The sequence below is a fragment of the endosymbiont of Ridgeia piscesae genome (assembly GCF_001443665.1).
GTDB classification, from domain to species: Bacteria; Pseudomonadota; Gammaproteobacteria; order Chromatiales; family Chromatiaceae; genus Endoriftia; species Endoriftia persephonae.
This window is the reverse complement of sequence record NZ_KQ557116.1, coordinates 148870-169382: the sequence shown is the minus strand read 5'-3', so window position 1 is coordinate 169382 and position 20513 is coordinate 148870. Positions and strand designations below refer to the sequence as shown.

Genomic DNA, 20513 nt, shown 5'->3' with positions numbered 1-20513 from the left:
GATGGATAGAAACAAACCGCCCCGGCCAGATCAGGCCGGGGCGGCCAAAGCAAAATTATCAAACCTTGTCGCGGGCCATCAGATAGGACAGGTTGGAGATCCCGCCCCACTCCCGAGAGCCCTTGAGAAAGGCGCTGTAGGAGTCGAAGACCTTCTTCGAAAAGGCATCCTTGGCGGCCAGCTCAGTCACCACCTCTTCAGAGTATCTGCGCAGGGTCGCCAGCACATCGTCAGGATAGCTACGAATATCGACCTTATGCTTCTCCACCAGCGTGCGCAGCGCCGCCGGGTTGCGCGCGGTGTATTCCGCCAGCATCTCCTGATTCACCACCTTGCAGGCATTCAGCACGATCGACTGGAGATCCTTCGGCAGCGTCTGCAGAGCCTCTTTATTGATGATCGCCTCGAGGGTGGTGCCGGGCTCATGGAAGCCGGGGTAGTAGTAGTATTTGGCCGCCTTGAAGAGGCCGAAGGCCAGGTCGTTGTAGGGGTTGACCCACTCGGTGGCGTCGATGGCACCGGATTTGAGCGAGGTGAAGAGTTCGCCGCCGGGCAGATTCACCGGGGTGCCGCCGGCGCGCCGCAGCACCTCGCCGCCGAGGCCGGGGATGCGCATCTTCAGCCCCTTCAGGTCATCGACGCTGTTGATCTGCTTGTTGAACCAGCCGCCCATCTGCACCCCGGTGTTACCGGCGGGGGCAGGCACCAGACCGAAGCCATCGTAGAGTTCACGCCACAGCTTGAGGCCATCGCCGTAGTACATCCAGCCGTTCATCTCCTGCGCGGTCATGCCGAAGGGCACGGTGGAGAAAAACTGCGCCGCCTCGCTCTTGCCCTTCCAGTAGTAGGCCGCACCGTGCCCCATCTCAGCGGTGCCGCGGGAGACCGCATCGAACACCTCGAAGGCAGGCACCAGCTCTTTGGCACCGTAGACCTTGACCCGCAACCGCCCACCGCTCATCTCGGTGATCAGCTTGGCCAGCAGATTGGCGCCAGTCCCCAGGCCGGGGAAATTCTTTGGCCAGGTGGTAACCATCTTCCATTTGATAGTCGACTTGGCCTGTGCCTGTGCCTGTGACACAGCACCCAGCGCACCACCGGTCACCAGTGCACCTGCTCCCAGCCCCTTGATAAACTCGCGACGCTTCATCAGCTCTCCTCCAGTCAGATGCCTAACGATGGCAAGGCGCCCATTCTAGCGCCTTCGATTTATCACTGCATGACTAAAGCCGGTGTCTGCCCGCAGCACAGGGATTGGCCTCAGTCATTGGCAAGGAGGATGCGCGGATCAGAGTGTGACCAGACCCATGTCGAGCAGATCGTCACGCAAGTCAGCCAGATCGATCTGGCTCATACCCAGATACTCCAGTACCGGCTGTCCGTAGCTCTCAAACTCATGATCGATACCGCTGCTGCCAATCACACGGTAGGTGGCACAGAGGTGGGTCGCCAGTTTGAGGATGGCAAGCAGGTTTTTTTTGTTGGCCTGGCTGATCTCATCACTCTGCAGGCTGAGATCGGCTTTATGGTGCTCGGCAATTGCCTCACAGAGATAGAGCGGCAGCTTCCATGAGCGTGCCACGTAATATCCCACCACCGCATGGTTGGAATTTATCATCTGATTTTCAAAATCGGTCACCCGCTGATCGGTCATCTGATAGGCCTGGCCAATCGTATTGAGATAATCAGCGTGCTTCTGCGCCAGCAACGGGATACCACAGTTGTGGAACAGGCCCAGGGTATAGGCCTCTTCGGCCGATCCCAGATCAAGGCGCCGGGAGATCGCAGCACTCGTCACCGCCACATCGCTGGCATTATCCCAAAATGCGTTCAGGGTCTTTGCCGATTGGTCAGCGATAGTCTGCTGCAGGGAGACCGCATTGATAATGTTGACCAGACTGTTGAGCCCCAACAGACCGATAGCATGATCGATCGAGCTGACCGTGCGCGACATGCCAAATACTGGGGAGTTAACCGCCTTCATCACAAGGCCGGAGAGCCCGACATCCCGTGAGATCAACTCAGCGATATCAGCCAGAGAAAAGTCGGGCATCGCCATCTGCATATGCAGATCCACCAGGATCTGCGGCTGGGGTGGGATACGGATCCCTCTCAGCACCACCTCAACTTCAGACTCTTCCAGACTCTTTTCCAGCGGTTGTTCCATCATCTCAATCCCCGACTCATTGATGCCACCTGAGACAAGTTTCAGCCTACTACTCAGCATCTAATCGGCAGATCTTCCGAATTTTTCAGCTACAGAGGGGAGAGATTGGCGTAGGCCACCACCAACCACTTGCTCCCTTCTGTCTCGAAGTTGACCTGCACCCGCGCCGAACGCCCCTGGCCCTCGGCGTTGAGCACCACCCCTTCACCAAACTTGGGGTGTACCACCCGCTGACCCAGATTGAAGCCGCTCGCCTCCTGGGCAAAGCCCGCACTTGGCTGACTGTAGAGCGGCTGGGTGATCTGCGGCCCGGAGCGCACCTCACGTAGCAACTCTGCCGGCAACTCCCGCAGGAAGCGCGATGGCATCGGATAGTTCTCCTGGCCGTGCAGTCGGCGGCTCTCCGCATGGGTAAGATAGAGGCTCTGCATGGCGCGGGTGATGCCGACGTAGCAGAGACGGCGCTCCTCCTCCAGACGGGCCGGATCATCCGCCGACATGCTGTGGGGAAACAGCCCCTCCTCCAGCCCCACCAGGAACACCAGCGGGAACTCCAGCCCCTTGGCGGAGTGCAGCGTCATCAGCTGCACGCAATCGTCGAAGGCATCGCCCTGGGCCTCGCCCGCCTCTAGCGCGGCGTGGGCGAGAAAGGTGGAGAGCTCGTCCAGCTCCTCGTCCTCGTGGGCCTCCCAGCTGAACTGGCGGCAGGCGTTGACCAGCTCCTCCAGGTTCTCCTTGCGGTCCTGCCCCTTGCCGTCGCGACTCTTCTCGAAGTGCTCCGGTAGACGGCTCATCGCCAGTGCTTGGGCCACCTTGTCGGAGAGGGCCATGTCACGGCTCTCCACCTGCAGCTCCTCGATCAGGTCGAGAAAGCCCTGCAGCGCATTGCTGGCCCGCTTCGGCATCGCACCACCCTTCAGCAGATCGACGCTGGCCTGCCACAGGGAGCAGTCGAAGTCCCGCGCATGCGCACGCACCCCGTCCAGGGTCTTCGGCCCTATGCCCCGCGGCGGCTGGTTGACCGCCCGCTCGAAGGCCGCATCATCCTGAGGGTTGTTGAGCAGCCGCAGGTAGGCCAGCGCATCCCTGATCTCGGCGCGTTCGAAGAAACGCAGCCCGCCGTAGACCCGGTAGGGGGTGCCGGCCTGGATCAGCGCCTCCTCGAACAACCGCGACTGGGCAGTGGTGCGGTAGAGGATGGCACAGTCGGCGCGGGCGTGGTCCTCGCTGGTGAATTGGCGGATCCGCTCGATCACGAAGCGCGCCTCATCGACCTCGTTGAAGGCGGCATAGAGGTTGATCGGCTCCCCCTCGCCATCCTCAGTCCAGAGATTCTTGCCGAGCCGCGAGGGGTTGCGCGCGATCAGCGCATTGGCGGCGTTAAGGATGTTGCCGGTCGAGCGGTAGTTCTGCTCCAGCCTGATCAGCTGGCTGGCGGCATAGTCCTGCTCGAAGCTCTGGATGTTCTCCACCCGCGCACCGCGCCAACCGTAGATCGACTGGTCGTCATCGCCCACCACGAACAGGTTGTTGCGCCCGGCGGTAAGCAGCCGCAGCCAGCCATACTGGATCGCGTTAGTGTCCTGAAACTCATCCACCAACACATGCTGAAAGCGCTGCTGATAGTGCTGCAGGATGTCAGGCCGATCGCGCCACAACTCATGGGCGCGCAGCAGCAGCTCGGCAAAATCGACCACCCCGCCGCGCTCGCAGGCGGCCTGGTACTCAGTGTAGATGCGGATCATCTGCCGCTGATAGGGGTCATCGCCGTCATCCAAGTGCTGGGCGCGCAGCCCCTCATCCTTGCGACCGTTGATGAACCACTGGGCCTGGCGCGGCGGCCACTTCGCCTCGTCCAGATCGAGGCTCTTCAACACCCGTTTAACCAGCCGGAACTGATCATCTGAGTCGAGGATCTGAAAGCTCTGCGGCAATCCCGCCTCCTGCCAGTGGGCGCGCAACAGGCGATGTGCGAGACCGTGGAAGGTGCCGACCCACATGCCCCCCACCGGCTGCCCCATCAGCTCCTCGATACGCCCGCGCATCTCCTTCGCCGCCTTGTTGGTAAAGGTGACGGCGAGGATCGACCAGGGCGAAGCCGCCTCCACCGCCATCAGCCAGGCGATGCGATGCACCAGCACCCGGGTCTTACCGCTACCGGCGCCGGCGAGGATCAAAAGATTGCCCACCGGCGCGCTGACCGCGTCACGCTGGGCTTCGTTGAGAGGATCGAGAATCGGTGAAACATCCATCCCGGCATTTTATCAGGCTTGTCGTCCTGCGGGTCGAATTCAACAACCCTTGTCTGATGGAATTGACTAAAATGGTTCGCAGGAATCACTAGAGGGACAGAGATGCAGCTGCTTGCAGGGGATATTGGCGGTACCAACAGCCGGCTGGCAATCTACCAAACCGGCCCCGATGCCGGCTTGGAGCTGGTGACAGAAAAGGATTTTGCTAGCGCTGAGTTTGACGGACTTGAAGCAATCATTGCCGAATTTCTGCAGCAGAGCGGCGCTGAGGTGGAACGTGCCGCCTTTGGCGTACCCGGCCCAGTCCGGAATGGCCAATGCACCACCACCAAATTCCACTGGCAGCTCTCCGCCAAGTCCATCAACGCCCGTTTCGGTTTTGCCGCCACCCACTTGCTCAACGATCTGGAGGCGAATGCCTGGGGCATAGATCGCCTCAAAGATGAGCAGATGGTGCTGCTGCAGGCGGGCGATCCCGACGCCCAGGGCAACCGCTCCATCGTCTCTGCCGGCACCGGACTGGGAGAGGCGGGGCTGTTCTGGGACGGCCACCAGCACATTCCCTTTGCCACCGAGGGTGGGCACAGCGACTTTAGCCCCAGCACCCCGCTGGAATTTGCACTGTTCGAACATCTGACAAAACAGCACGGCCATGTCAGCTGGGAACGGCTGGTCTGCGGCCCGGGGCTGGAGACAATTCACGACTTTCTGCGGCAACACCGGAAGGCCCCTGCGCCAGCCTGGCTGAAACAGGTGATGCGGGAGCAGGGGAGTGCCGCGGCCATTTCCAATGCCGCCCTCACAAAACAGGATGAGATCTGCGATCAGGCACTGGATCTGTTTGTGCGGCTGTATGGCCGGGAGGTCGGCAATCACGCGCTGAAGATCATGGCCACCGGCGGGGTCTATCTGGGAGGCGGTATCGCACCGAAGCTGATCGACCGACTCCGACAAGGCGCTTTCATCGAGGCCTTTCTCGATAAAGGACGCATGCAGGAACTGATGGCCTCAATGCCGGTCCGCATCATCCTCAACCAGCGTACCGCACTGCTTGGCGTCGCCCATTTCGCCGCCACCATGTCACTCTAAATATAGTTATCTACCAACCATAGTAAGTAAGGGGCTTTTCATGTCACAACCTCTCAACCTTTCCCGTTCAGCCCGGCTTGCCGGTGTCACTCGTGGTGAACTTCAAAAACGGATTCACCAAGAGGGAGTGGAGACCTTTGAGGGCAAGATCCAGGTCGAGGATCTGATCCGCCTCTATCCCGAAATCAACATGGATAGTGACCCGGTGTTTGAACGGGTACAGCGGATCAAGCGGGAGGCGCGCCCCAAGGCAAAATACAGCGACGGCTGGCTGCCTGACCCCGAGGTGCTGATGTCGCGTCTGCGGGAGTTTCAGCACACCCTAGTGCAGACCAAGGCAGCGCTCAACGGCGCGGAAATGCTGATCGGCGATACCCAGCAGAGCCTGCAGGCAGCAATCGATGCACCCACCGCCGACCTTCAGCAAGAGGTAAAACGCTGCATCACCAAGCTCAAAAAGGCGATGGGGCGACTCGACCGCGCTGAGGACGCCAGAGCCACCGTGTTTGCCAAGAATGCCCTGCTCAAGATAGTCACCGCCAGCGTGCGTCTGCTGCCCAGCGGCCATGAGTTTTTTGTCGACGGCAACGACTCTATCCTCGAAGCTGGACTGAAGGCAGGGCTGCATCTCGGCTACGGCTGTTCCAGCGGCAACTGTGGCGACTGCAAGTGCAAGGTGGTCTCCGGAGCGGTACGCAAGCTGCGTGATCACGATTATGTTCTGAGCAAGCGGGAGAGTGAAGAGGGTTATATCCTCGCCTGCTCCAATACCGCCATCTCCGACCTGGTGCTGGAGGCGAGCGAGGCGGGTCAGGGGGTCACGTTGCCGCAGCAGAATATCCGTACCCGGGTACGCAGCATCGAGTCGGCTGGCACTGATCTTGCGCTACTCAACCTGCAAACGCCACACACCAAATCACTGCGCTTCAAGGCGGGCCAGCGGGTCGAGCTCAGCGCCGAAGAGGGCAGCAGCCTCTCCCTGTTTGTCGCCAGTTGCCCTTGCGATGGGCGCAACCTACAGTTCCTGGTGCCGCGGCAAGGGAGCGGAGAGTTTGGCGAGCTTGTTTTCAACGGCAGCATCGCCGAACAAACCGTCCTGCTGAAGGGCCCTGAGGGTGGATTTGTACTGGAGGAGGAGTCATCACGACCGGCCATCTTTATTGCCGCCGGCAATGGACTGGCACCGATCAAGAGCCTGGTCGAGCAGGCGATCACCATCGACAACGCCGAACATCTGATGCTGATCCAGCTGGGGGCCAATGCACCAGGCTCACCACTAGACAACCTGATGCGTTCCTGGTCTCACTCCCTGGATAACTTCGACTACCATGCGCTCAGCCCCTCTACCCCTGTAGAGGCTCTACTGTCGCTGATCAACTCGCCGGAGGTTGAACCGCACCGCTCCGACCTCTATGCCGCAGGTCCGGAGCAGTGGTTACAGGCACTGCGTGATAGCGCTCGGATGAACGGCCTAGATGACGAGCGCTGGCATCTGCAGGCGACGGAATGAGGGCCTCTCAAGGCGCCCAAAGCTGCCATCAGAGTGTGTAGACTCGACCATCCTGAGCCAGTTCCACACCAGCCGGCAATACCTGAGGCTGCTGCATCAACCAGCTCTCCAGATCATGGCCGAGATGACTCAACACACCTCTCTCAGGGCGCAACCGCGTGAGGGTATCGCAGGCAGACTGGAGGTCATTGTGCATACCGCCACCGCGCTTGCCTGGAGGAAGACAGCAGTCGATGACGATTAAACCTGGGCGCTGCCGCATCAACCAGGCCTCAGTCTGCTCCGGCAGCCCCTGGGTGTCGGTGAGATAGGCGAGGCTATTGCGCCCGTCATCGAAACAGTAACCGAAGCTCGGACAGGAGTGATTGAGGGGCAGGGAGGTTACCTGGATCGCCCCTAACTCCAGCCCCTCGAACGCCTCAAGGTGGCTGATATCAAGAATGCCTGGGTGTCGCTTGAGCTCCCTGCTCTTTTCCGGATCATCCGGCCCGGCCAGCGGAATGCGCTGATTCACCCCCCAGCGCAGATCAAACAGTCCGAGGATATGGTCCATGTGATAGTGGGTAAGCAAGATCTGGCTGAGGCTGCCGGGCGGAAAGCGCTCGGCCAGGTCGGTGAGCCCCGCATCCAGCAGGATCTTCTGCCCATTCACCTCAAGCAGGGCGCTGCAAGCACGCCGCCGCCACTGCGGATCCTCTGCCGCCCGCCTACAAGCAGGGCAGTCGCAACCATAGCGGGGCGTACCGCCCGCGCTGCCGGTGCCCAGCAGGGTCAGTCTCATCACGCTCCCCAAATCGGGCTGGCTGCTGCAGACAATACAGCCCCGCATGCAAGCTGAGATATCATCGGTATCGATAAGCAATCACGGTGAAGCCACCGGGAATAGAGTAGCGAAACTGCTCGTCCTGTCTAGCCAGACGAATGCGTGGATCGGGCAGGTAGCGGGCATGGCTATAGTCTCCACTCAAAACCTCCTCGCGATTTTCCAGGTGACCATCCCGTACTAGCAGATAGTCTACCTGCTGCTGTTGCAGGTACTCCTGCAGTCGCCCCGGCAGCCGGTAGTTAAAAAAGTAGTCGTGGCTATTCGCCAACCCATCCAGATTAATCACCTGATGCCTGGAGAAGAAACCGATGGCGCCCGCATCGAAGGTGGCGGCCCGCACGCTCTCATCACCAAGCCGGTCCAGCTGCTTGGCAGCCTGCATTAGATGGTATGAGGTTGACTGGCGCTTCCAGCCAGTCCATGCGAGAAAGGCGCTGTTGGCACTTGTACCGATCAAGGCACATAACAATAAAAGTATCAGCCGGCCACTTCGCCCGTTGAGGCGAACCCTCTCAATCTTTATCAATCCTGCCAATTGCACCAGCAGATAGGCTGCAGCTGCAAATGGCATGGCGAGATACCAGTGAAAAAAGTTCGAGGCATAGAAAGCCAGATAGAGGCCATAGAGCAGCAGCGCCAAGCTCGTCAGCAGAAACGTTATCGCATTGGCTCTATTGCTATTGAGCCGCACCCTGTTAACAAAAAACAGGGCGAGCAGTGCCAAGAAAAACGGCGCAATCACCAGCAGCTGCAGCACCATCTTTCCACCTCCTGTCACTGCATTCCAGGAGATTGAGAAGGGAATGAAATAATGCTGCTTGATCAAACCACTGATCGGAACCATATGGCCTGTGGTTGCATAGTTAAAAGTCAGATAAGCAAAGCCGACCAGCAGTGGCAGCAGCAGCACTTCGACAACCATTTTCCGGCTCGTATAACCACCATTGGATTGCCAATGGCTCAGCCCGTACCAGCCAAGCCCTGCGATAAATACCGCCAGCGGGATCACCATATCCAAGCGGGCCAGCATCAGCAGTGAGATGACTCCACTCAGCAGCAGGTTGCAGCGGCGATCCTCAAATGCGGCTTGCTGCGCCTTCAACCAGGCATGCACAAACAGCAGAAAACAGAGCAGCACCAAGCTCGCCTCCATTCCTGCGCTCATCCAGAAATAGAGCAGATAGACGGGCAACATTAGCAGCAGGAGTAGCAGGAGTAGCAGGAGTAGCAGGAGTAGCAGGCTGCGCAGCATACTCGGGAACCGCGCCAAGAACTGCATCATCAAGATGATGCTCAGCGCAATAAACAGGGTATTCAGCAGAAACAGGCCTTGCATCAGGGCTGCCTTGCCCGTCAGCAGATCCGTCAATGTTACCAGCAGAAAAAACAGCGGATGAAAGCCGTTGGTAGGATTTAGTCCATCGAAGGTAGGAAATCCGCGTAGAAGCAACTGGTCTGCCGTCTGCAGATAGTAGAAGGCATCATCCGGAAAGAAATTCACCAGTTGCTGTGCTTGCGCAAGCAAGGCGAATAGCACAAACGGCGACAACATGGCGAACAGCAGCAGGACATCGCCAGGGTATGGAAGGGCTTTGACGGGATTAGTGGAAGACATCTAGCTGGGCTCAGCCCGCCGCATCACACGACTTTGAACCCAGCTTCCGCGGTCGACTTGTTAATCTCCAGCCTCAGCTCACAATAGCCGTTCGCCTCTAGCGGATCGTCGCCACAACTGCAACCGCCGACGATCTCGGTGAAAAAGACGCCCAGCATGACACGGATGGCGTCTTCCACTTCACTGAAGTTCAGCACTGTCACAGAGATATTGCTGTCGTCGACCAGACCACCCTGCGAGATCCCCTTTTCCAGCGGCAGCGAACCACTGCTAAGGCTCTCAAGCTCAGACTTGAGGATCTGTGAAAAGCGCTCAGACCCCCAAGCCTGGAGGGCATTGGGCAGTGTTACCATGCTGCAGCGTAAGCTCATTCCGTCCTGTTCACTCCACAGTCACCGATTTCGCCAGGTTGCGAGGCTGGTCCACATCGGTGCCCTTAAGTACTGCCACGTGGTAGGCCAGCAACTGCAAGGGTACGGTGAAAACTATCGGCTGGATCAAACCATCAGAATGCGGCACCTTGATCACGGTCACGCCCGGTTCTGATTCAATCTCGAGACGCTCGTCGGCAAAGATGAACAGTTCACCACCGCGGGCGCGCACCTCTTCCAGATTCGATTTAAGTTTCTCCACCAGCTGATTGTTGGGCGCCACCGCGATTACCGGCATCTCATTGTCGATCAGCGCCAGCGGGCCATGTTTCAGCTCACCGGCCGGGTAGGCCTCGGCATGGATATAGGAGATCTCCTTCAGCTTCAGCGCACCCTCCATCGCCACCGGATACTGGTCGCCGCGACCGAGGAACAGGGCATGGTTCTTGTCGGTGAAGCGCTCTGCCAGCGCCTTGATCTCCTCATCCAGCTCCAGCACCGACTCGAGCTTGCCGGGCAGGCTGCGCATCGCCTCTACCCGACCGGCCTCGGCCTTCTCATCCATGCCGTTGTAGCGCCCCAGCACTGAGACCAGAAACAGCAACGCCACCAGCTGGGTGGTAAAGGCCTTGGTCGAGGCGACACCGATCTCCGGTCCCGCGTGGGTCAGCAGAGACAGATCTGACTCGCGCACCAACGAGCTCTCCGGCACATTACAGATCGACAGGGATTTAGCGTAGCCCAGCTCCTTTGACAATTTCAGGGCCGCCAGGGTATCTGCCGTCTCACCCGACTGGGAGATGGTGACAAACAGGCAATCCTTCGGCACATAGTGTTTTCGATAGCGGTACTCGCTGGCCACCTCCACGTTGCAGGGCAGGCCAGTGAGGGATTCAAACCAGTAGCGGGAGATCAAACCGGCATGGTACGAGGTACCGCAGGCGACAATCTGCACCGCCTTCACCTCGCTCAGCAGCGCCTCAGCGCCTAGTCCGAAGCTGCTTGGCAATACCTTTGTGCTGGTGATGCGGCCTTCCAAGGTGTCGGCGATCGCACGAGGCTGCTCGTAGATCTCCTTCATCATGTAGTGGCGGAACTCACCGCGCTCCACCGCATCGGCAGACAACCCCGACTCTTTGATCGGCCGCTCGACCCGCTTACCGTCCTTGTCGTAGATGTTGACACCAAGACGGGTCAGCTCTGCAATGTCACCTTCTTCGAGGAAGATGAACTTCTGCGTCACCGGCAGCAGCGCAAACACATCTGAGGCGATGAAATTTTCACCGATGCCGAGGCCGATCACCAGCGGGCTACCGTGGCGGGTGGTGATCAGGCGTCCGGGATCGGCGGTGTTAATCACACCGAGTGCATAGGCACCATCCAGCAGTCTTGTGGTGTTGCGCACCGCATCGAGCAGATCAACGCCCTGCTCCAGTTCGTTATAGATGGCATGGACGATGACCTCAGTATCGGTGTCGGAGCTAAAGCTATGGCCCTGCTGTGTTTGTGATTGGCGCAACGCCTCATGATTTTCGATGATGCCGTTGTGCACCAGTGCCACCCGTCCCTTGCAGACGTGCGGATGGGCATTACGCACCGAGGGCTCGCCGTGGGTGGCCCAACGGGTGTGGGCGATACCAAGCTTGCCTGGCAGCGGCTCCTGCTCAAGGATCTGCTCCAGCTCCCGCACCTTGCCCAGCGCCCGGTGACGGGTAATAGCGTCCGTCTCACTGATGACCGCCAGGCCGGCCGAGTCATAACCTCGATATTCGAGTCGTTTCAGGCCCTCCAGCAGGATGGGGGCCACATCGCGCTGGGCGACAGCACCAACAATGCCACACATTGAGATCTACTCCGTGAATCTTATTTGCTATTTTTTTCCGGACGCTTCCAGCCTGCCACCGTGATCTGCTTGGCTCGGCTCAGGGTCAGGGTGCTCGATGGTGCATCTCGGGTAACGGTGGAACCTGCGCCAATGGTCGCGCCTTCGCCGATGATCACCGGCGCCACCAGCTGTGAGTCTGAGCCGATGAAGGCGTTGTCACCGATTACTGTCTGATGTTTGTTGGCGCCATCATAGTTACAGGTGATGGTGCCAGCACCAACATTCACCTTGCTGCCGATGATGCTGTCGCCGATATAACTCAGGTGGTTAATCTTGCTGCCAGAGCCGACCTCAGATTTTTTCACCTCGACGAAGTTGCCGACATGCACCGAATCGGCCAGATGGGTCTCGGGGCGAATCCTGGCAAACGGGCCGATACGGGAGTTGGCACCAATCTCTGCATCTTCGATCACGCAATTAGCGTTGATCTGCACACCCTCGGCGATCTTTGAATTTTTGATCAGCGCATTTGGACCTACGGTGACACCGTCACCCAGCTCCACCTCGCCCTCGAAGATGGCATTGCAGTCGATAAAGACATCCTTGCCAGCCTTCAGTTCGCCGCGGATATCGATGCGCGCAGGATCGGCTATGGTCACACCAGACTGCATCAGCTTTTCGGCAAGTTCGCGCTGATAGTGGCGTTCCAGGTGGGATAGTTGCACTCGATCGTTGACGCCCATCACCTCTTCCTCACTGTTTGGGTTGACCGTGAAAACATCGACGCCATCGTTAACGGCCAGCTCGATGACATCGGTCAAATAATACTCTTTCTGTGCGTTGTCGTTTTCGATCTCCCTCAGCCAGCCATCTAGACGAACCCGATTGAGCGCCATGATGCCGGTGTTGATCTCAGCGATCTCCAGCTCATCCTGAGTAGCATCTTTCTGCTCGACAATTCGTACCGCCTTGCCGTGATTGTCGCGCACTATCCGCCCATAACCGCTCGGGTCGTTAAGGGAGACCGTCAGCAGCACCAGATCCGTCTGCGAAAGATGCTCCACCATATTCCGGATGGTCATAGTGTCGATCAACGGCACATCACCATAGAGGATCAGTACTGCATCCAGATCCGCTAGCTGGGACTCCGCCTGCATTACCGCATGTCCTGTACCCAGCAGTTCGCGCTGCTCACACCAAGCAAGGGGGTAATGCTGCAGCGCTGTGCGCACCTGCTCTCCACCATGGCCGTAGATAATAGTGGTCTGCTCAGGTTCGAGCTGTTGCGCCGCTTTGACCACATGCTCCAGCAGTGGCTGGCCTGCCAGTTTGTGTAGAACCTTCGGTAGGTTCGAGCGCATACGCGTACCCTGACCAGCGGCGAGGATCAGAACTCCAAGTTTCATGAAGGCTCCGGAAAAATGGGCTCGGGGAGTAACGAAAAAAGCGGGAGATTAAAGCGCACCTTTACCATCACATCAGTTTATTCGGTCGAGATTGGTTTTAAATTGCATATCTGCAAAAGCGAATTCTGGTTGCCGCTTGACCTATCTCATCCATTCCCTGAATGGTCCAAGAGAGGGAGAGTCATCTGCTGCCCGACCATCTTGATGGGCCTTTGGGCGCGCCTCCACTGGCGAAGGAGTATAGCGGGAGCACAGGATGAGCGCATCCCCGGAAGGAGAATCGTGCTGCACCGATTGCACAATCGTGAACCGGTGCTAAAAAGGGATCAGTTGAGGGTGGTTGATTGGCCCGGTATGCCGATAGACTGGGCATCCTCACGAGTTGCGTCGCGCACCTCGAGAATCTTCACCTTCACCAGCAGCCGCTTGCCGGCCAGCGGATGGTTACCGTCTACGGTCAGTTTGCCGTCCTCAATCTTGGTGACGAAGAAACTCTTAGTCTCACCCTCCGCGTTCTGCATCTGCACCTCTGCCCCCAGTTTGCGAAACTCCGGTGGGACGTTTTCCAGATCATCGGTGAATGTCAGGGTCGGATCGTGATCACCAAAACCATCTTTGGGTTCGATTGTTAATTTGACCTCATCACCTTCGGTGTGACCGGCCACCGCCTTATCCATACCACCGATGAGTTCGGTCTCTCCTCCATGGATATAGGTGACCGGCAGGTCGCTCTGTTCGAGTACGTTGCCCTCAGTATCCGAAATGGAGTAGGTGAGGGAGACAAACTTTCCCGTCTTAATACTTTCTTTTGTCATAGCAGAAACTAAACAAGGGGCTGCTGAAGCAGCAGCCCCTTCTCCATTTGGGGTTAAAACGTTGATCTAGACGCTAGTGCTTTTACGAATTCGCTCGATTGCCCGTAATTGCGCAACCGCCTCCGCAAGTTCTGACTGCGCTTTCGCATATTCAAATTCAGCAGACTTGTCCTGCATCGCCTCTTCAGCGCGCTTTTTCGCCTCCTGGACGGCGGCTTCATCAAGGTCGTGGGCACGAATCGCGGTATCTGCCAACACGGTGACCACATGGGGCTGCACCTCAAGGATGCCCCCAGAGACGTAGAAATGCTGCATCTCATCAGCAGACATGACACGCACCTCACCTGGTTTGAGGCGAGTGACCAGCGGGGTGTGACGGGGGGCGATGCCCACTTCGCCCATCACTGCGGGGGCGTAGACCATCTCGGCAAGGCCTGAGTAGATCTCACCCTCCGCGCTGACGATATCGACATGTATGGTCATGGCCATAGCTTTACACTCCCGTCGGAATCAGACGTCGCCACCACGCTCGGCAGCTTCCTCGATCGATCCGACCATGTAGAAGGCCTGCTCCGGCAGATGATCGTACTCACCGGCAACGATCGCCTTGAAGCCAGCGATGGTGTCTTTCAGACTGACATACTTACCCGGGCTACCGGTGAACACCTCAGCCACGAAGAAGGGCTGGGAGAGGAAGCGCTGAATCTTACGCGCGCGCTGTACTACCAGTTTGTCCTCTTCGGAGAGCTCGTCCATACCGAGAATGGCGATGATATCCTTTAGCTCCTTGTAGCGCTGCAAGGTACCCTGAACGGCACGTGCGGTATCGTAGTGCTCCTGACCGATGACGTTAGGGTCGAGGATACGTGAGGTGGAGTCCAGCGGGTCCACGGCAGGGTAGATACCCAACTCGGCAACCTGACGGGAGAGCACCAGGGTCGCATCCAGATGAGCGAAGGTGGTGGCGGGGGAGGGGTCCGTCAGATCATCCGCCGGTACGTATACGGCCTGGAAGGAGGTGATGGAACCGGTCTTAGTAGAGGTGATGCGCTCCTGCAGCGTACCCATCTCTTCCGCCAGAGTCGGCTGGTAACCCACTGCGGAAGGCATACGGCCTAACAGTGCAGATACCTCGGTACCCGCCAGGGTGTAACGGTAGATATTGTCGACAAACATCAACACGTCACGCCCTTCGTCACGGAAGTTCTCCGCGATAGTCAGGCCGGTCAGCGCAACACGCAGACGGTTGCCGGGCGGCTCGTTCATCTGGCCGTAGACCAGGGCCACCTTGTCGAGTACGCCACCTTCATGCATCTCGTGGTAGAAGTCGTTACCCTCACGGGTACGCTCACCAACACCGGCGAATACGGAGAAGCCGGAGTGTTCGACCGCGATGTTGCGGATCAACTCCATCAGGGTAACAGTCTTGCCCACACCCGCGCCGCCGAACAGACCCACCTTACCACCCTTGGAGATCGGCATGATCAGGTCGATAACCTTGATACCGGTCTCGAGGATCTCGGTAGTTGATGCCTGATCTTCAAATTTGGGCGGCAAACGATGGATCGGCATGCGGCTGTCGCACTTGACCTCGCCTGCCTCATCTACCGGGTTACCAAGCACATCCATGATGCGGCCTAGAGTCCCCTGCCCAACGGGGACAGTGATCGGTGCGCCAGTCGATTCGACCTCAACGTTACGCTTCAGGCCATCGGTAGAACCCATGGCAATGGTACGCACCACCCCGTCACCCAGCTGTTGCTGAACTTCCAGAGTGAGGTTGGCTTCGTTGATCTTCAGTGCCTCGTAGACCTTCGGCATCTCACCAGTGGGGAATTGTACATCCACCACGGCGCCGATGATTTCAACCACTTTGCCCGAACTCATTTCTGGTTCCTCTTGCCGCTCCAGGCGACTCTCTAAAGTTTAAAACTAAATTCTTTATTACTGTGCGGGAGATCAAACCGCTGCAGCACCACCGACGATTTCAGAGATTTCCTGGGTAATCGCTGCCTGGCGCGCCTTGTTGTAGATCAGCTGCAACTCATTGATCAGATCACCGGCGTTGTCCGATGCGGCCTTCATCGCCACCATCCGCGCAGACTGTTCACAGGCGCCATTCTCCACCACCGCCTGGTAGACCAGGGATTCAACATAGCGGCTCAGCAGATTGTCGAGCACTTCCTTGGAATCCGGCTCGTAAATGTAGTCCCAGTGGTGTTTCAACTCCTGCTCTGTCTCCGCAGCAATTGGCACCAGCTGCTCGATCGACGGATCCTGAGTCATGGTGTTGACAAAGCGATTGTATGCCACATAGATGCGATCGATCTCGCCCGCCTCATAGGCATCCAGCATCACCTTCACGGTACCGATGAGATCTTCAAGATGGGGCACATCACCCAGCTGGGTCGCCTGACTGCGCACATTTCCACCGAAGCGGCCGAAGAAACCAGCGGCCTTGCTGCCGATGATGCAGAAGTCTATCTCAACCTCCTCCTCACGCTGAGCCGATATCTCTTTCAACAGTCTCCGGAACAGGTTGCTGTTAAGACCACCACACAACCCACGATCGGAGGAGATGACGATATACCCGACCCGTTTGACCTCACGCTCCTTCATAAATGAGTGGCGGTATTCCGGATGAGCATGGAATAGATGACCGATAACATTACGCATCTTCTCCGCATAAGGTCGGGTCGCATCCATCCGGTTCTGGGCCTTACGCATCTTTGAGGCCGCTACCATCTCCATCGCGCTGGTAATCTTGCGCGTGTTTTTGATACTGGCGATCTGGGTGCGTATCTCTTTAGCGCCTGCCATATCTAAATAACCCTAATTAGGTCGAACTAACGATTATCGCAGTTACCAGGTGTGGTTTGCCTTGAAATCTTCCAGCGCATTCTTCAGCGCCTGCTCAATCTCAGGGTTGTAGTCACCGGACTCATCGATCTTATCCAGGAGCGCTTTCTGGCTGCTCCTCATGTAGCCATGCAGTGCCGCTTCGAAGTCGACAATCTTGCTGGTCTCCACATCGTCCAGGAAGCCTTCGTTGGCCGCGAACAGGGAAACCGCCATCTCTGCGATGCTCAGTGGGGAGTACTGTTTCTGCTTCATCAGCTCGGTGACGCGGGCTCCACGCTCCAGCTGGGCCCGGGTTGCCTCGTCTAGATCGGAGGCAAACTGGGAGAAAGCCGCCAGTTCACGATACTGGGCCAAGGCTAGACGCACACCACCGCCGAGCTTCTTGATGATCTTGGTCTGCGCTGAGCCACCCACACGGGAGACCGACAGACCGGCGTTGATCGCCGGGCGGATACCGGAGTTGAACAGATCCGCCTCAAGGAAGATCTGGCCATCGGTGATGGATATCACGTTGGTCGGTACGAAAGCGGATACGTCACCAGCCTGGGTCTCGATGATCGGCAGCGCAGTCAGGGAGCCGGTCTTGCCTTTGACTTTACCGTTGGTGGCCTTTTCAACGAAATCGGCATTGACGCGCGCCGCGCGTTCCAGCAGACGGGAGTGCAGGTAGAACACATCGCCAGGATAGGCTTCACGACCTGGTGGACGACGCAGCAGCAAGGAAACCTGGCGGTAGGCCCAAGCTTGCTTGGTCAGATCATCGTAAACGATCAGAGCATCTTCGCCCTTGTCGCGGAAGTACTCGCCCATGGTGCAGCCGGCGTAGGGGGCCAGGAACTGCATCGCGGCAGAGTCGGCAGCGGGGGCGGCGACAATGATGGTGTGCTCCAGCGCGCCATGCTCCTCCAGCTTTCGCACCACCTGCGCGATAGTCGAGTTTTTCTGCCCAACCGCCACGTAGATACACTTAACGCCGGTGCCTTTCTGATTGATGATGGCGTCGATCGCCACCGCAGACTTACCGGTTTGGCGGTCACCAATAATCAGCTCACGCTGGCCGCGACCAATCGGCACCATGGCGTCGATCGCCTTAATACCGGTCTGCACCGGCTGGTCAACCGACTTACGCTCGATAACGCCAGGAGCCACCTTTTCGATGGTGGCGCTACCGGATGCCTTGATCTCGCCCTTACCGTCAAGCGGGTTACCCAGGGAGTCCACCACGCGCCCCAGTAGGCCTTCACCTACCGGTACCTCGAGAACGCGACCTGTGCATTTGACTGCATCACCCTCAGTGAGGTGCTTGTAGTCACCCAGCACCACGGCACCCACGGAGTCACGCTCCAGGTTGAGGGCCAGGCCATAGGTGTTGCCCGGGAATTCCAGCATCTCATAGGACATCACGTCCTCAAGGCCATGAATTCGGGCGATACCGTCGGTGAGACTGATGATCGTGCCCTCGTTACGGGCCTCGGTCTTGAGATCGAATTTCTCGATCTTATTTTTGATCAGTTCGCTGATCTCGGATGGATTGAGTTGCATGATGGCTTCTCGCTTAGATTCCCAATTCGTTCGCCAGTTGCTGCAGTTGCCCGCGCACTGAGCCGTCGATAACCAGATCACCTGCGCGGATGTGGACTCCGCCAATCAGTTCCGGGTCTTTCTCGCTGGTGACGGTGACGTCGCGCCCGAGCTTGGCTTTGAGGGCTGCGGCTATCTGCTTTTCCTGGGCCGGCTTAAGCACGTATGCAGAACGTACATGCACTTTCAGCATGCGCTGGCTCTCGGCCTTCAGCTGCTCAAACATGGCCGTAATTTCTGGCACCACAAGCAGGCGACCATTCTCGACCAGCAGCTTCACCAAATTTGCGCCCTCTTCGTTGATCCGGCCACCGCTGATTTCCAACATTAGGTCGGTGAGCTGTGCACGCTCAAACATCGGGTCACGGATAACAGCTGCCAGGATGGGCTCTTCCACCACAGCGGTAAGGAAAGAGAGCATGTCGGACCAGAGGTCAAGGTTACCCTTCTCTTCTGCGTGATCGAACACCGCCTCGGCATAGGGGCGGGCGATTGTGCTAGCGTCTCCTGCCATAGCCTTTATATCTCTTTAGCCAGGGCTTCAACGATGTCCTTATGGGCATCGGCGTTGATCTCTTTGCGCAGGATCTTCTCCGCACCAGCCACCGCCAGTTCGGCAACCTTTTCCCGCAACTGCTCACGGACACGGTTGGTCTCCTGCTCGATCTCCGCCTGTGCCGCGGTCAGGATACGATCACCTTCGATGCGCGCATTTTCTTTCGCCTCGTCGACGATCTCGGCAGCACGCTTTTGCGCCTGGGTGACGATTTCGGCCGCCTGGCTCTTGGCTTCGTGTAGCGCACCCTTGGCACGTTCCTGAGCAAGCTCCTGCTCGTGCTGACCACGCTCAGCGGCGGCAAGGCCGCTGGCAATCTCTTTCTTGCGGGCATCGAGTGCGCCCATCATCGGGGTCCACACGTATTTCATCGTGAACCACACAAACACCATGAAAGAGATGAGCTGACCAAATAGAGTCAGATTGATGTTCATCCCGGAATTACCTCGGTTGTAACGAGAGGATATTCCGTTCGACAGTCAGCCCAGATTACCCGGCAACCGCGAACAGTACGTACATGGCCAGACCCACAGCGATCATGGGCACGGCGTCAACCAGACCCATCACGATGAAGAACTGGGTACGCAGCATGGGAATAAGTTCGGGCTGACGAGCAGCACCCTCAAGAAAGCGGCCACCGAGTACGCCGATGCCTACAGCGGCACCCAGAGCACCCAGGCCCATCATTATTGCGCCGGCAATGTACAGCAGTGCTTGTTCCATTTTGGTCTCCCGTTTATCGAATCAAATAATGGAAATATTGAAAAGAAATCAGTGTTCGTTATGCGCCATATCTAGATAGACAATGGTCAGGGTCATAAAGATGAACGCCTGTAGCGTGATGATCAGGATATGGAAGATAGCCCAGCCAAGTTGCAGTGCACCGCCAAACAGGCCGAACATAACGCCAGCATTGTACATAATGGCGATGAGGATGAAGATCATCTCACCAGCGTACATGTTACCGAAGAGTCGCAGTGCGAGAGAGATCGGCTTGGCGATCAGGCTGACAAATTCGAGGATGAAGTTAATCGGGATGAACAGCGCATTGACGGCTGGATTCTTCGACGAGAAGGGTTGTAGCGTCAGTTCACCGACAAAACCGCCAACCCCTTTAATCTTGATGGTGTAGAAGATCACCAAAGTGAAGACGCCGATAGCCATACCAAAAGTGGCATTGGGATCGGTCGATGGCACAACTTTCATAAAGTGGATGCCAAGCAGATTGGTGAACCAGGGGATCAGATCTACCGGCACCAGATCCATCAGATTCTGCAGAAAGATCCAGACAAAGATTGTCAGCGCCAGCGGCGCAACCATGTCGTTCTTCGAACGAAAGGAGCCGCGTACGCTAATGTCGATAAACTCGACTATCCATTCAACAAAGTTCTGCAGTCCACCGGGAATACCGGCGGTCGCTGCATCGGCTGCTTTTTTGAAAAAGTAGAGGAAGAGCACACCCAAGCCGATTGACCAGAACATGGTATCCAGATGAATCGCCCAGAAGCCCATCTCTTTGGCCTCTGCTGCGCTGTGGGCGATGCCCCAGGAACCATCAGCATGCTGACCATAAGTCAGATTGGTTAGATGGTGTTTGATGTACTCACCAGAAGTCAGGGTTTCGCCTGCCATGTTCTT

Annotated in this window: 19 protein-coding genes; 2 read left to right on the top strand and 17 right to left on the bottom strand. The window is 57.7% G+C overall.

Translation table 11 applies throughout. The annotated features are described in order from the left end of the window. Nucleotides 1-58: 58 nt before the first annotated feature. The 3 genes from Ga0074115_RS01955 to uvrD form a co-directional block, all read right to left on the bottom strand. Nucleotides 59-1150: a TRAP transporter substrate-binding protein gene (locus Ga0074115_RS01955; RefSeq protein ID WP_060528150.1), complete on the bottom strand. Its 1092-nt coding sequence runs from the start codon at nt 1148-1150 to the stop codon at nt 59-61. 138 nt (nt 1151-1288) lie between these two features. Further along, nucleotides 1289-2227, bottom strand: a complete 939-nt coding sequence (locus tag Ga0074115_RS01950) for an HDOD domain-containing protein (RefSeq protein WP_057955273.1) — start codon at nt 2225-2227, stop codon at nt 1289-1291. A gap of 29 nt (nt 2228-2256) precedes the next feature. Beyond that, on the bottom strand, nt 2257-4419 hold the full coding sequence (gene uvrD, locus Ga0074115_RS01945; RefSeq protein WP_057955274.1) for a DNA helicase II: 2163 nt from the start codon (nt 4417-4419) through the stop codon (nt 2257-2259). A 102-nt stretch (nt 4420-4521) separates the two neighbouring features. Between uvrD and glk the strand changes: the two genes are divergently transcribed. Then, the gene (gene glk, locus Ga0074115_RS01940) at nt 4522-5508 is read left to right on the top strand and encodes a glucokinase (protein WP_057955275.1); all 987 of its coding nucleotides are present in this window, start codon (nt 4522-4524) and stop codon (nt 5506-5508) included. A 40-nt stretch (nt 5509-5548) separates the two neighbouring features. Continuing rightward, on the top strand, nt 5549-7018 hold the full coding sequence (locus Ga0074115_RS01935) for a 2Fe-2S iron-sulfur cluster-binding protein (protein ID WP_057955276.1): 1470 nt from the start codon (nt 5549-5551) through the stop codon (nt 7016-7018). Nucleotides 7019-7046: 28 nt separating this feature from the next. On the opposite strand, the gene phnP is transcribed toward Ga0074115_RS01935, so the two are convergent. The 14 genes from phnP to atpB form a co-directional block, all read right to left on the bottom strand. Then, complete coding sequence (gene phnP, locus Ga0074115_RS01930; protein WP_057955277.1) at nt 7047-7799, bottom strand: phosphonate metabolism protein PhnP; 753 nt, start codon at nt 7797-7799, stop codon at nt 7047-7049. Nucleotides 7800-7860: 61 nt separating this feature from the next. Beyond that, nucleotides 7861-9459 carry a hypothetical protein gene (locus Ga0074115_RS01925; RefSeq protein ID WP_057955278.1) on the bottom strand — a complete coding sequence of 533 codons (1599 nt, stop codon included), beginning with the start codon at nt 9457-9459 and terminating at the stop codon, nt 7861-7863. A 23-nt stretch (nt 9460-9482) separates the two neighbouring features. Further along, entirely contained in the window at nt 9483-9830 is a 348-nt protein-coding gene (locus Ga0074115_RS01920; RefSeq protein ID WP_232432851.1) for a glucosamine--fructose-6-phosphate aminotransferase, read from the bottom strand. Nucleotides 9831-9840: 10 nt separating this feature from the next. Continuing rightward, nucleotides 9841-11673 carry a glutamine--fructose-6-phosphate transaminase (isomerizing) gene (gene glmS / locus Ga0074115_RS01915; RefSeq protein ID WP_057955279.1) on the bottom strand — a complete coding sequence of 611 codons (1833 nt, stop codon included), beginning with the start codon at nt 11671-11673 and terminating at the stop codon, nt 9841-9843. Between the two features lie 20 nt (nt 11674-11693). Then, nucleotides 11694-13061, bottom strand: coding sequence for a bifunctional UDP-N-acetylglucosamine diphosphorylase/glucosamine-1-phosphate N-acetyltransferase GlmU (gene glmU, locus Ga0074115_RS01910; RefSeq protein ID WP_057955280.1), 1368 nt, complete (start codon nt 13059-13061; stop codon nt 11694-11696). A gap of 326 nt (nt 13062-13387) precedes the next feature. After that, a complete protein-coding gene (locus tag Ga0074115_RS01905) occupies nt 13388-13876 on the bottom strand; it encodes an FKBP-type peptidyl-prolyl cis-trans isomerase (protein WP_057955281.1) in 489 nt (162 codons plus the stop codon). A gap of 66 nt (nt 13877-13942) precedes the next feature. Continuing rightward, nucleotides 13943-14365: a F0F1 ATP synthase subunit epsilon gene (locus Ga0074115_RS01900; protein ID WP_005958852.1), complete on the bottom strand. Its 423-nt coding sequence runs from the start codon at nt 14363-14365 to the stop codon at nt 13943-13945. A gap of 21 nt (nt 14366-14386) precedes the next feature. Then, complete coding sequence (gene atpD / locus Ga0074115_RS01895) at nt 14387-15763, bottom strand: F0F1 ATP synthase subunit beta (protein WP_005958850.1); 1377 nt, start codon at nt 15761-15763, stop codon at nt 14387-14389. Between the two features lie 72 nt (nt 15764-15835). Continuing rightward, nucleotides 15836-16696, bottom strand: coding sequence for a F0F1 ATP synthase subunit gamma (atpG, locus tag Ga0074115_RS01890; protein ID WP_057955282.1), 861 nt, complete (start codon nt 16694-16696; stop codon nt 15836-15838). A gap of 42 nt (nt 16697-16738) precedes the next feature. Next, nucleotides 16739-18280 carry a F0F1 ATP synthase subunit alpha gene (gene atpA, locus Ga0074115_RS01885; RefSeq protein WP_057955283.1) on the bottom strand — a complete coding sequence of 514 codons (1542 nt, stop codon included), beginning with the start codon at nt 18278-18280 and terminating at the stop codon, nt 16739-16741. A gap of 13 nt (nt 18281-18293) precedes the next feature. Then, nucleotides 18294-18833 carry a F0F1 ATP synthase subunit delta gene (locus Ga0074115_RS01880; protein ID WP_057955284.1) on the bottom strand — a complete coding sequence of 180 codons (540 nt, stop codon included), beginning with the start codon at nt 18831-18833 and terminating at the stop codon, nt 18294-18296. Between the two features lie 5 nt (nt 18834-18838). After that, nucleotides 18839-19309 carry a F0F1 ATP synthase subunit B gene (locus Ga0074115_RS01875; protein WP_057955285.1) on the bottom strand — a complete coding sequence of 157 codons (471 nt, stop codon included), beginning with the start codon at nt 19307-19309 and terminating at the stop codon, nt 18839-18841. Nucleotides 19310-19364: 55 nt separating this feature from the next. Continuing rightward, nucleotides 19365-19598 carry a F0F1 ATP synthase subunit C gene (atpE, locus tag Ga0074115_RS01870; RefSeq protein ID WP_005958839.1) on the bottom strand — a complete coding sequence of 78 codons (234 nt, stop codon included), beginning with the start codon at nt 19596-19598 and terminating at the stop codon, nt 19365-19367. Between the two features lie 48 nt (nt 19599-19646). Further along, entirely contained in the window at nt 19647-20507 is an 861-nt protein-coding gene (gene atpB, locus Ga0074115_RS01865; RefSeq protein WP_057955286.1) for a F0F1 ATP synthase subunit A, read from the bottom strand. Nucleotides 20508-20513 lie beyond the last annotated feature (6 nt).

What these genes read in the sequence shown, in the direction of transcription:
- glk (WP_057955275.1), top strand. Translation starts at nt 4,522, where the DNA reads ATGCAGCTGCTTGCAGGGGATATTGGCGGTACCAACAGCCGGCTGGCA.
- atpB (WP_057955286.1), bottom strand. Translation starts at nt 20,507, where the DNA reads ATGGCAGGCGAAACCCTGACTTCTGGTGAGTACATCAAACACCATCTA.
- Ga0074115_RS01900 (WP_005958852.1), bottom strand. Translation starts at nt 14,365, where the DNA reads ATGGCCATGACCATACATGTCGATATCGTCAGCGCGGAGGGTGAGATC.
- Ga0074115_RS01920 (WP_232432851.1), bottom strand. Translation starts at nt 9,830, where the DNA reads ATGAGCTTACGCTGCAGCATGGTAACACTGCCCAATGCCCTCCAGGCT.
- atpG (WP_057955282.1), bottom strand. Translation starts at nt 16,696, where the DNA reads ATGGCAGGCGCTAAAGAGATACGCACCCAGATCGCCAGTATCAAAAAC.
- atpA (WP_057955283.1), bottom strand. Translation starts at nt 18,280, where the DNA reads ATGCAACTCAATCCATCCGAGATCAGCGAACTGATCAAAAATAAGATC.
- atpD (WP_005958850.1), bottom strand. Translation starts at nt 15,763, where the DNA reads ATGAGTTCGGGCAAAGTGGTTGAAATCATCGGCGCCGTGGTGGATGTA.
- uvrD (WP_057955274.1), bottom strand. Translation starts at nt 4,419, where the DNA reads ATGGATGTTTCACCGATTCTCGATCCTCTCAACGAAGCCCAGCGTGAC.
- atpE (WP_005958839.1), bottom strand. Translation starts at nt 19,598, where the DNA reads ATGGAACAAGCACTGCTGTACATTGCCGGCGCAATAATGATGGGCCTG.
- phnP (WP_057955277.1), bottom strand. Translation starts at nt 7,799, where the DNA reads ATGAGACTGACCCTGCTGGGCACCGGCAGCGCGGGCGGTACGCCCCGC.
- glmU (WP_057955280.1), bottom strand. Translation starts at nt 13,061, where the DNA reads ATGAAACTTGGAGTTCTGATCCTCGCCGCTGGTCAGGGTACGCGTATG.
- Ga0074115_RS01875 (WP_057955285.1), bottom strand. Translation starts at nt 19,309, where the DNA reads ATGAACATCAATCTGACTCTATTTGGTCAGCTCATCTCTTTCATGGTG.
- glmS (WP_057955279.1), bottom strand. Translation starts at nt 11,673, where the DNA reads ATGTGTGGCATTGTTGGTGCTGTCGCCCAGCGCGATGTGGCCCCCATC.
- Ga0074115_RS01925 (WP_057955278.1), bottom strand. Translation starts at nt 9,459, where the DNA reads ATGTCTTCCACTAATCCCGTCAAAGCCCTTCCATACCCTGGCGATGTC.
- Ga0074115_RS01880 (WP_057955284.1), bottom strand. Translation starts at nt 18,833, where the DNA reads ATGGCAGGAGACGCTAGCACAATCGCCCGCCCCTATGCCGAGGCGGTG.
- Ga0074115_RS01905 (WP_057955281.1), bottom strand. Translation starts at nt 13,876, where the DNA reads ATGACAAAAGAAAGTATTAAGACGGGAAAGTTTGTCTCCCTCACCTAC.
- Ga0074115_RS01950 (WP_057955273.1), bottom strand. Translation starts at nt 2,227, where the DNA reads ATGCTGAGTAGTAGGCTGAAACTTGTCTCAGGTGGCATCAATGAGTCG.
- Ga0074115_RS01955 (WP_060528150.1), bottom strand. Translation starts at nt 1,150, where the DNA reads ATGAAGCGTCGCGAGTTTATCAAGGGGCTGGGAGCAGGTGCACTGGTG.
- Ga0074115_RS01935 (WP_057955276.1), top strand. Translation starts at nt 5,549, where the DNA reads ATGTCACAACCTCTCAACCTTTCCCGTTCAGCCCGGCTTGCCGGTGTC.